The organism is Subsaxibacter sp. CAU 1640 (genome assembly GCF_023156585.1).
In the GTDB taxonomy this organism is placed as follows: domain Bacteria; phylum Bacteroidota; class Bacteroidia; order Flavobacteriales; family Flavobacteriaceae; genus JBPOFM01.
Genome location: NZ_JALNMI010000001.1, coordinates 1 through 11,567, shown reverse-complemented (window position 1 = coordinate 11,567; position 11,567 = coordinate 1). Strand labels below are relative to the sequence as shown.

The following is an 11,567-nucleotide window of genomic DNA, read 5'->3' as shown; positions in this document are numbered from 1 at the left end:
AAATCAAATTAGTTCATATTATAAATCAATATCGAATTGCTGTCGCCTTTGGTCACAAACTCCAATCCACGACCATTGTCAATATTGTCAAGTTCCATCGCAGAATTGCCATATACAGGGAAATTACTGATTTCTTTGCCAAGACTGTCAAACAAATAGATTTTTTTGGTTTGAAGATCTGTTACCGAAATATAAATCTTATCATTGAGATAGAAAATTTTCGGGGCTGTATAAACACCGTAATCCAGTTCTACGCGATGCGTCTTGATATTTAGGATATTATCAGACATGGTGACTAAGGTTTTACTGGTGGCGGTCATGCTATGTTTTTCACCAAGATTGAGGTTCATGCTGCTCATCTTACCGTTTTCATCAATTTGAATCAAATCGCCGCTCATAGTGGTCGCAGTAAACTTGTTGTTATAAACATAGATTTCATTGTCTGAAAATGAGATGTTGTTCTTTACGTTGATTCGCGTTTTTCCTACACGGTCTAGAATCTCCAATTCCTGACCTTGTACAAACACAATGTAATCCTTTCTTCCAATTCTGAAATGTTTTGGTTGAGTCTTGATGGTGCTTTCAGCTTTTTTATAGGTAAAACCGGTTACGATTTTGCCTTGTGCATCATACATCAATACCGATTTCCCCTGCGTTACCATCAATCGATAATCGCGCTTACTGTCATAATCAAAAACAGATAGTGGTTTTGTAATCTCATCGTTAAATTTCAAAGGAAAGGGAGAAACATCTTTGCCATTTCTATCGAGAACATAAACTCTATTGGCTGTTGCAAATACCAATTGCAGTCTGCCATTTTTGTACATGTCTATTTGTTCAATCTCACCCAGCACTTTTCCTTCGAGCTGTTTCTTCCACAGCACTTTTCCGTCATTAGAAATCAAATAGAGATTGTTTTTGATGTCTTGGACCACAATTTCTTTTTGGTTGTTGGTATGGTTGTCCACAAACTGTGGATTAGTCAACAAATCATTGTCTAGGGTAACACTGATATCTTCAGAAACAGAATTGGCAACCGCTTTTCCTTTATGCTTTTTAATGATGGCATTGATGTGTGCAAAATCAGAATCCTGAATAAACTGAATGGCCGAAGCCCTGAAACCATCGAGTGACAACGATTTTTCTTCAGAAAAGTTAGAATTGAGCAGTTGGTTTAAATTTGAAGCATTGGAATAAAGAAATAAAGAAGATTCATCACTCATACTCTCCATAATGTTTTTAAAGGCAGGTGTTTCTGCTAGAGTAGAACTGTTTTGATAGCTTGAAATAATATCTTTCATCAAACTATCGCTACCAGTAAAAATGAAGTAGTCATCAATATTAGCATATCTTGAAGCACTTCCATAAGTTATGAAAGGGGCAAAATAGCTTGAAAACAAATCAGTTTGATCATAAGGATAAATAGCCACCTCTCTATATGTTTCAAGTGCGTTTTGGGTCAATAATAAATCGTTCATAGCAGAGGCATCCAGCGAATTAATGATAATGGCCTGGTCATTGCCTCTATATATTACTCCTATTTCTGAAGCCGTATCAAAAAGAGATGTCGGTTCAGAATTACTTTTAGTAAACTTTTGTAGGTTGTCATGAAAGGTCTTGTAATTGCTGAATGTAAAGCTCAAAATGACATCGGTATTAGTTGGGGCAACGTGTGCCATTTTGTTTTCTTGCGGTACTGTATTTTTAAATACGTTGATTAAACTTTTGGAGGAATCGATAGCTTTTGTGATACCGTTAAAAATCAATTGGTCTTGACCCAAATCAGCATCCACCATGATGTAATTAGACAATTGAACTTTGTTAAGGACATCTGTTGCAAAAAATGCTGGCTTAAAGTCACCATTGGTCTTGATGAGAATTGAAGCCGATTTATCAATATTTGCCGTTTCAAAAATGCTCTTTATAGTAGGATCTACCTGTTTTTTATTTTTAAATGCGGATTCTGTCAAGGATTTGTCATTCGAAATAAAAAAAATACTGTCCTTTACTGCACTAAAGAGCGTTAGGTTGTCGATGGTGGTTTTTGCAATAGTTAAACCTTCTATCATATAAGATTCAACAGTTCTGTTTGGAACAGAATCTAGACTAAACAGGTCTTTATGATTTTTGGTAATAAGCGCAATTTGCAGACTGTCTTTGGAATCTTTACCGAAACTAAATATAACATTGTCAATTGGTTTTAGGTATTTCAGATAATGTAATTTATGCTCAATGTTATCAACTGTTTTGTAATCAGATAGATTATTGAGTAAATCATTATTCTTGAATACGCTTTTGAGTCCTTCGATCGATTTGGTTTTGATGATGATTGATGCATTTTCAGGAACAAATGTTATGAGCTCAGAGTTTTGATTTGCATCATTTTCACAGTTATAAAAAATCAGAAAAAAAAGAATTAGGAACCAAAGGTTTTTCATGTGAAGGTTTTTTTGCAAATATAAAAAGTTAGAAATCTAATTTTAATTGTTCATCCAATAATCTAAACGATTTTCGATGGTATTTGGTGATTCCATATTTTTTGATTGCTTCCCGATGTTCTTTGGTTGGGTAACCTTTATTCTGCTTCCAATTATACACAGGGAATTCTTCATGAATTTTACACATATAGGCATCTCGATATGTTTTGGCAATAATTGATGCAGCAGCAATGTTGAGATATTTACCATCTCCCTTTATAATGGTTTGGAAAGGTATATCATTATAAGGTTTGAATTTGTTGCCATCCACACTAATAAATTCTGGAGAAATATTCAGGTTATCAATGGCGCGATGCATAGCAAGAATAGAGGCGTTTAAAATATTTATTTCGTCAATATCCTCTGGAAACACATGGCAAAAAGAATATGAGACCGAATGAGATTCAATAACCGCTTTTAAGGCATTACGTTTGGAATAAGAAAGTTGTTTAGAGTCTGTTAAAATATCATTAGAAAAATTCAAAGGTAAAATTACCGCTCCAGCCGTTACTGGTCCTGCTAAACAGCCACGGCCAGCTTCATCTGTTCCACATTCAAATTCACAATTCGTTAACTTTTGTAATAGTTTCAAAATGTTAAAGTTTGAACAAAGTTAAAATTTTAACGCAACCTTTTTATTCAATGTGTATCTAATAGTTATGTAAACAAGGATATATAGGGCTTTTACTCGCGATTTTCCAACGCAGAGTCGTTAACATTTTTTATAGTTAAATTCTTGCTTATTTAATATATTATTAAGATGTTTGCGCTAGACTAACTCAAATAATTGTTTTATGAAATTAAAGTTAACATGTTTAATGACGCTTTTTATGGCGTTTATGATTCAAATTTCTTTTGCTCAAGAGAAATCTGTTTCAGGAACAATTACTGCTGCTTCAGATGGTTCACCGTTGCCAGGGGTAAATGTAATTGTAAAAGGTACTACTAGAGGAGTACAATCTGATTTTGATGGTAATTATACTATCAAAGCGAATGCAAATGAAACCCTAGTCTTTTCTTTTGTTGGGATGAAAACCGTTGAAAGAACTGTGGGCAGTAATGTAACACTCAATGTTCAACTGGCGGAAGATGCTGCTGCATTAGAAGAGGTTGTGGTTGTTGCCTACGGTACATCTAAAAAATCTTCGGTTTTAGGTTCTGTGTCAACAGTAAATGCTGAAAAGATTGAACAGGTGCCTGTCGCATCATTCGAGCAAATCTTAAAGGGGCAATCTCCAGGTTTACACGTTATTTCTGGATCGGGGCAACCTGGTACTGCTGCAAAAGTAAGAATTAGAGGTACTCACTCTATTAATGGTGGGTCTACACCTTTATATATTTTGGATGGTGTGCCAATTAACAGCAATGACTTCGCAACATTAAACCCTAATGATTTTGAAAGCGTATCTGTACTTAAAGATGCAGCCTCTACATCAATTTACGGTTCAAGAGGTAGTAGTGGAGTTATCCTTATCACAACTAAAAATGGTAAGTTTGGTGAAAAATCTACAGTGAGATATACCACTCAATACGGTGTTTCTGAAATTGGTCAGTTGAGATTTGAAATGATGAATGCTCAAGAGAAAATGATTTTCGAAAACTGGCAAAATCCTGGTACTTGGAGTGATTTTGATATTGCAAATGCTGTCACTACAGATTGGTCTGATTATTTCTTCAGACAAGGTCAGACTGTAACACATGATTTTTCAGTTTCGGGTGGAACTGAAAAAACAAGATTTTATACTTCTTTGTCATATTATGATCAAGAGGGTATCGGGTTAAGATCTAATCTTCAGAGATTTAATGTAAGGTTAAATCTTGACCATAAAGTGTCTGATAGATTTAGTGTTGGTATGAATTCTTCAGTTGGATATTCAAAATCAAACTTTATCAGTTCTGAAAATGGAATTAACTTAAACAACCCTTTTGCTGCTGTTTACTTGGCACAGCCTTATGATTCTCCATATAATGAGGATGGAAGTTACAACACAGGTCCAGGTTTAGTTGGTGGAAATGCATTGGAGAACTTGAATTCAAATGTCAATAAGCAAAACGACTTGAAACTTATTGTTAATGGATATGGTGAATTGGAGTTTATGAGAAACGTTACTGCAAGAGTAAATCTAGGTGTAGATTACATCAATAGAGTTATTGAAACTGCGGCTGATCCGAATACATACTTTGGTCAAAACGCGGGTTTCACTGGAGATAGAGGAGGGTATTCTTTCAATAATCAATATGTAGCGAATATCAATGCCTTGACAAGTTTGTCTTATGGTAATACTTATAATGGGGTTCATAATGTGGATGTATCTGCATTTTTGGAGTATTATAAATTCCATGCTCAAGGAGGAAACTTTCAAGGGTTTGGTATTGATCCAAAATTAGTTGGATATGCAACAGGTATCACTCAAGGAACAGATTCAAATGGATTCATTCCTACAGTTGGTGGTTTTGTGACTCAAAGAGGTTTGCTTGGTGTTTTTGGTAATGCGAAGTATAACTATGATGAGAAATACTTTTTTGAAGGAACTATTCGTAGAGATGCTTCTTCTCGCTTTTCTGAAGCTAATAAATGGGGTACATTCTATGCGTTGGCAGCAGGATGGGCAATCCATAAGGAAGATTTCTTAACTGCATCTTGGATCAATAATTTGAAATTGAGAGCCAGCTACGGAACAACCGGTAATCAAGCGGGTATTGGAGATTTCCAAACAGAAGGTACTTATGGACAAAACAGTTATAATGGTATTACAGGTACTGTTGCTGCAAGTATTGGAAACAATGTCTTGAAATGGGAAGAATCTGAAAAGTTCAACGTGGGTGTTGACTATGGATTCTTGAACAATAGAATCAATGGTAGTGTAGATTATTATGTTGAGAATATTTCTGATTTGTTTATTAACCAACAGCTATCAGCTACATCTGGTTTTGCTTCTATAGATGCTAACGTAGGTCAAATGCAGAACAAAGGATTTGATGGTATTATTGAAGGTGTTGTATTACGTAATCAGGATTTTTCTTGGAGTTTGAACTTTAACTTCAACTACAATAAGAATGAAATTACTGATTTGGGACAAGAGTCGGAATACGTTTTAGGAACATCAATTGTTAGAGAAGGATTGCCATTTGGAAGCCACTACGCCGTAGGTTGGGCTGGTGTTAACCCTGCCAATGGAGAGCCTTTATATCTAGATGCTGATGGAAATGTGACTAATGTCTTTAACGCAGATAATAGCTTGGCTCAATTTGGAAGCTATGAGCCTGTATTGACAGGTGGTTTTGGAACTAATATCAAATATAAAGGTTTCAGTTTATCAGCGGCATTTACTTTTGCAAATGATTATTTTAGATATAACAACCAATCTTTCTTCCAAGAAAATCCTAATTTTAGCCAATACAACTTGTCAACTGCAATGTTGTCCATATGGAGAACCCCTGGTCAAGTGACAAATATCCCTGGCTTTGGTTACAATAGAGAGTTTAGCTCAAGAGATATTGAGAACGCATCCTATACAAGATTGACTAACGTTACTTTGGCATATTCTTTACCTGCTAAATATCTAGAAAAGATCAATTTTATTAATGGTGTAAGAGTTTATTTGCAAGGTCAAAACCTATATACTTGGACCAACTTTGAAGGATTTGATCCAGAGGATAGTAACAACATAGCAGGTTATGAGTATCCTACCCCTAGAACTATCACATTTGGAGTTGATTTAAACTTTTAAATAAAAAACTATGTTAAGAATAAATAAAAAAATAAAAAATAATATTAGAGTGGTTGCTACTGCTCTAGTGATTGGAGTGGCATTTTCGTCTTGTAACGATGCTATAGATGTTGGTCCTGATGACGAGATTGTTGAGTCAAACGCCATCACTACTGTGAATGATGTAGAAACTGCAACAATTGGAGTATATGGAACCTTGGCAGCTAATAATGCCATCTATTGGAATTCCTTATTCACCGATGAATTAAAGTTACCATCTTCAAATAATGGTCAAGGTATCCAAGTGCATACATGGTCGATAAACACTTCAGACGGTACGGCAGCTGGTATTTTTGGTAATTATTTTTTAAGTATCAATAGAGCTAATAGGGTATTACAGGCAATCGAAAATATTCAACCTTCTACAGAGGAAGGTGTGGCTCGCTTAAACCGCTATAAGGGAGAACTTTTGGCCATTAGAGGTTGGGCTCATTTTAAATTATTGACCTTTTTCAGTACCTCTTACACAGATGGTAGTGCGTTAGCAGTGCCATATTTGGATTATGTGGTGGTACTTGAGAAACCAGCAAGAAATACTGTAAATGAGGTTTATGCTGGAATAGCTAGTGATTTAACAGCTGCTAGAGAACTGATTCCTGCATCTTTTACAGATAATATTTTCTTTACTAGGGACGCAATTACGGCTTTAGAGGCAAGAATTGCTCTTTACAAGAAAGATTATTCTACTGCAATAGCTAAATCGTCTCAATTGATTTCCGCATACCCATTAGCAACCATGTCGAACTATCCGTTAATTTGGCAAGATGCAAATGATACCGAGAATATTTTTAAGTTGGCTAGAGTTGTTGGTGATGGAGCAGTAGGTCAGTTGTATAATCCTAACCAAACTTTAATTTACTGGTTGGCGTCTGATAAACTAACTTCGTCTTATGAGGCAAATGATATTCGTTTCAATACTTTCATCCAAGCATCAAACCAAAAGATACTTAAATACCCAGGTGATGCTTCTACCGTTGGTTTGAATGACATCAAATTGTTTAGAGTTTCAGAACAATATTTTATCAGAGCAGAGGCATATGCCAATACATCGCAAATTGCATTAGCAGCAGCGGATATTAATACGTTAAGATCAAATAGGATTGCAGGAGCAACGCCTGTAACTTTTAATGGTCAGACTGATGCAATTGATAAGATTTTGGAGGAACGATTTAGAGAACTCCCATTTGAGGGTCACCGCTTTTTTGATTTGAAGCGAAATGGAAAACCGGTAGATAGACTAGATTCAGATTGTAGTATTTTGCAAGCTGATGCTTGTGATTTAGCCAATTCAAGCTATTTATTTACACTTCCAATACCTCAGGGTGAGATTTTTACTAATCCGAATATGCAACAAAACCCTGGATATAATAATTAAAAAAAAAATTATGAAAAGAATTTATTTAATGTTATCAATTATGGTCTTGGCTTTTTCTTGCGAAGACATTGAAAATCCAGCCTTGGGTTCTGACTCACAGTGGATTCAGTTTGAAAAAAGCGAGGATAATGTTTCTGAAGCCACACCTGAACCTAAACAGGTAGCAGTGTTATATGCTGCTGATAGCAACCCTAATGGGATTGATATTAACTTCTCTTACACAGCAAGTACACCTGATGGCTATACAGTTGAGCCAGCCAATGGTGTAGTAACAATACCTGCTGGAGAGTTTGTGGGATATATCACTGTAACCCCAGTTAATGATTTGGTTGCGGGTGAAGATATTGTATTGAATTTTACTATTGAAAACACAAATCTACCAGTAGGCATTGCTGGGCAAGGTATTTACAACGTTAGTACAGAATTGACAATAATTGAAGATGATTGTCCTATTGATTCAGCTAATTGGGTAGGAACTTACAGCGTTAATGAGGTGTTTACTTCAGGAGTAAATGAGGGACTTACCTTGGCTGGAGCTTTTGGGGAATCTTATCTTGTGCAGCTAGCACAGGTAGCTGGAGATCCTACAGGAACTCAATTCACAGTAAGTAACGTTCCTGGTTTTAACGTATATTTTGATGCTGGTACTACCATAACTTTCTTAACTTGTACTAAACAAGTTCAGTTTAATCCTGCTGCTCCTCGTTTGGCTGAATTTGCTGTGTTTACGAATCAAACTTCAAACTATATAGATGATACGTTTACAATTAAATGCAATGGGCCTTTAGGGAATTATGGACCTTACGAATTTGTACTAACTAAACAATAGATTTATTATGAAAAAAAATATATATAAATTAATTGGATCCATGTTGGCTTTGTCGGTTATTGTTACGTCTTGTAATAGCGATGATAACTTTACCTACGATTTGCCTGAACAAGCTGATGTGACTCAAGTTACTATGTCGGCTGTACAGTCTTCCTCGTCACAGTGTACTGCGGAGCTTACAGTTACAAGTACTGATGCGTCAAGTATTTATTATTGGATCTTACCTTCGAATGCTGAAGCACCAAATTCAGTGGAGGTTTTCGATAATGGAGATGAATTAAATTTTGATTCTGCAACCAGTATGACCGTAACTACGGGTGATTTGGCCTCTGGAACAGGCTACACAGTTTATGCCGTTTCGGTTAATAAAGATGGTTTAAGGTCAGAACAAGTTTTTACGGCATCTTATACCCAACCTACATATCAGATCATGGTTGATAGTACATACACTTCAACTGTAACAGCGTTAGGTTCTCAAACACCTTCTCATACAGCAACATTAACACCTGTTCCTGGTACTACTAATCAATATAGTATTGACAGTGCCTGGGGACCAAATTTTGTTGCTACATTAACGGGTAATCCTACGTATCAAGGACAATTTCTTTATGCGGGAACATTAACTATAAATAGTGATTTTTCTGTTACAATTGTGGGTGTACCAACTTCGACTTGGGCAACTGGAGGAACAGGAACTTATGATCCTTGTACTAATTTGATATCATACACCTTAACGCAAACGTTGTTTACAGGTAATGCCTTTACCACTTCTGTAGTTTTAACTCCAGATAATTTGTAAAGAGATATCGATTTTAATATCAGAAAAACCGTCAAAAGTTATCTTTTGATGGTTTTTTTATTTTGACAGTATTCAATATAATTTATACATAACTATACCGTTTTAATTTTTAATTTTGCTGAATATTTGGTAGCTATGAACAAGTTAATTTGGGTTTTAATCTTTATAATCAGCTTTTCGAAAGTATTTGCACAAAAACTTGTACCCAAAGAGAAAAGTTTGAACAAAAGTACGGTCAATGATACAACCCAAGTGTCTAGAAATAGTACATCAAACGAAGGATTAAAGGACGAAAATGCCACAATAGATCTTTATAAGATCATTTCTTATTCTCGAGATACAACCTTTGTGGATACCACACTATCTATAAAAAAAGAATATAAATATAATTACTTAAGGAAGGACAATTTCGGATTGATACCTTTCTCTAACATTGGGCAAAGTTATAATAGTTTAACTTACGATTTTTTAAATACGAATAGTTTACCATTATTTGCTGCTAGGGCAAGACATTTCAATTATATGGAGATTGAAGACGTAAACTATTATCAAGTCCCCACTCCATTAACGGAACTTATGTATAAGACAGCATTTGAACAGGGACAACTGATGGATGCCTTTTTTACAACCAATATTTCCAAGCAGTTCAATTTCTCTATTGCTTATAAAGGATTAAGGTCTCTAGGGAAATACCAGCATATATTAACAAGTACCGGCAATTTTAAGTTTACGACCAATTATATAACTAAAAACGGCAGATATCAAGCTAGGGCACATATCTTTATGCAAGATATATTGAACCAAGAGAATGGTGGATTAACCGAGGAAGGCGTGGCAAATTTTGAAACCGGAAATGAAGAATTTTTAGATCGATCAGTGTTTGAACCTAACTTTGAAAATGCAGAGAATATTTTGAGAGGTAAAAGATTCCATCTCGAGCATCAATACAATATTATTCAAAGAAACGATTCTATCAAGAATAATGTATTGGCCGTTGGAAATATGGTGTCTTTAGAAGATAAATTCTATCGCTATGATCAAACTGCTCGTTCAGATTTTTTCGGAGAAGCCTTTCGGCAGACTGCATTAAGAGATAGAGTTACCCTCGAGAATTTTTATAATCGCTTCTTTGTTAATTACAAGAATAATGTAGTTGGGGATGTTTCCTTTAATATTGACTATGATAATTACAATTATGGCTATAACTCCCTTGTCATTTTAAATGGGCAGACCATATCAAACAGATTAAAAGGCAGTATAGTAAACCTGGGCGGATCCTATATAAACCAAATAGGCAGATTTAAAGTCCAAGGAGAATTAGGTATAAATATCTCTGGTGAATTCGAAGGAAATTATCTAAAAGCCCAAGCCTCCTTAAAACTTACTGAAGACATTTTAGCGTTGGGAACATTTAACACCAGCTCAAAAGCACCAAACTACAACTGGCTTCTGTATCAGAGCGACTATGTCGATTATAATTGGGACAACAGCAATGGTTTCAATAATATAAGTACACAGCAATTGGCCTTTGAGCTACAATCCCAAAAGCTGGCGAACATTTCATTCGATTATTCAACAATTACCAATTATGCCTATTTTTCAAAAGATGATTTGGGCAATGTAAAACCTTTTCAGACAGATGCCACAATAAATTACCTCCGTTTAAAAGCAAGTAAGGAGTTAAAGTATGGTAAATTTGCGCTGGATAATACAATTATGTACCAGCAAGTCTTGAATGGCGACAATATCCTCAATGTTCCAGAACTTATCACCAGAAACACCTTGTACTTCTCAAGCCATCTGTTTAAAAAAGCAATGTTTCTTCAAACAGGTATAGTATTCAATTACTTTACAGAGTATCGTATGAATGGATATGACCCACTTTTGGCAGAATTTTATGTCCAAAACGATACCGAATTGGGAGGATTCCCTAGATTAGACTTCTTTGTAAACGCCAAAATAAGACAGACAAGGATATTTTTAAAGGCAGAACATTTCAATTCATCCTTTACCGGCTACAACTATTATTCAGCCCCAAACTATCCATTTAGAGATTTTACCGTACGTTTTGGTCTTGTTTGGAACTTCTTTTTATAAATAAGGCGTTCCCTCGTCAAACACGAGGTCGGGCTTTCGGCAGTCGCTTCCAGATTAATTTTTCTAATCTGGAGAGCTCCAACAATGCCTCAATCCCTAACGCAAAGTCTTCAGGGATAGGGTTGTAAAAAAAACTTCAAAAAAAGGTTGAAAAAGTTTTGCTGGTAAGGGGAAAAGGGTTGTATATTTGCACCCTCGCAAAACGGGACGGTCCTTATGG

At 35.5% G+C, this 11,567-nt stretch carries 7 protein-coding genes; 5 read left to right on the top strand and 2 right to left on the bottom strand.

What is annotated here, in order from left to right; translation table 11 throughout:
* Nucleotides 1-8: 8 nt before the first annotated feature.
* Together M0G43_RS00035 and M0G43_RS00030 are read right to left on the bottom strand one after the other, a co-directional pair.
* On the bottom strand, nt 9-2,438 hold the full coding sequence (locus tag M0G43_RS00035; RefSeq protein WP_248022449.1) for a ribonuclease HII: 2,430 nt from the start codon (nt 2,436-2,438) through the stop codon (nt 9-11).
* A 28-nt stretch (nt 2,439-2,466) separates the two neighbouring features.
* Complete coding sequence (locus M0G43_RS00030; RefSeq protein ID WP_248023771.1) at nt 2,467-3,072, bottom strand: ribonuclease HII; 606 nt, start codon at nt 3,070-3,072, stop codon at nt 2,467-2,469.
* A gap of 199 nt (nt 3,073-3,271) precedes the next feature.
* On the opposite strand from M0G43_RS00030, the gene M0G43_RS00025 reads away from it, so the two are divergent.
* The 5 genes from M0G43_RS00025 to M0G43_RS00005 all read left to right on the top strand — a co-directional run bounded on the left by M0G43_RS00025 (nt 3,272) and on the right by M0G43_RS00005 (nt 11,347).
* Nucleotides 3,272-6,208: a SusC/RagA family TonB-linked outer membrane protein gene (locus M0G43_RS00025; RefSeq protein WP_248022448.1), complete on the top strand. Its 2,937-nt coding sequence runs from the start codon at nt 3,272-3,274 to the stop codon at nt 6,206-6,208.
* Between the two features lie 10 nt (nt 6,209-6,218).
* The gene (locus M0G43_RS00020; RefSeq protein ID WP_248022447.1) at nt 6,219-7,622 is read left to right on the top strand and encodes a RagB/SusD family nutrient uptake outer membrane protein; all 1,404 of its coding nucleotides are present in this window, start codon (nt 6,219-6,221) and stop codon (nt 7,620-7,622) included.
* Nucleotides 7,623-7,632: 10 nt separating this feature from the next.
* A complete protein-coding gene (locus M0G43_RS00015) occupies nt 7,633-8,451 on the top strand; it encodes a hypothetical protein (RefSeq protein ID WP_248022446.1) in 819 nt (272 codons plus the stop codon).
* 7 nt (nt 8,452-8,458) lie between these two features.
* The gene (locus M0G43_RS00010) at nt 8,459-9,250 is read left to right on the top strand and encodes a hypothetical protein (protein ID WP_248022445.1); all 792 of its coding nucleotides are present in this window, start codon (nt 8,459-8,461) and stop codon (nt 9,248-9,250) included.
* A 135-nt stretch (nt 9,251-9,385) separates the two neighbouring features.
* Nucleotides 9,386-11,347, top strand: a complete 1,962-nt coding sequence (locus M0G43_RS00005) for a putative porin (protein ID WP_248022444.1) — start codon at nt 9,386-9,388, stop codon at nt 11,345-11,347.
* Nucleotides 11,348-11,567: the final 220 nt, after the last annotated feature.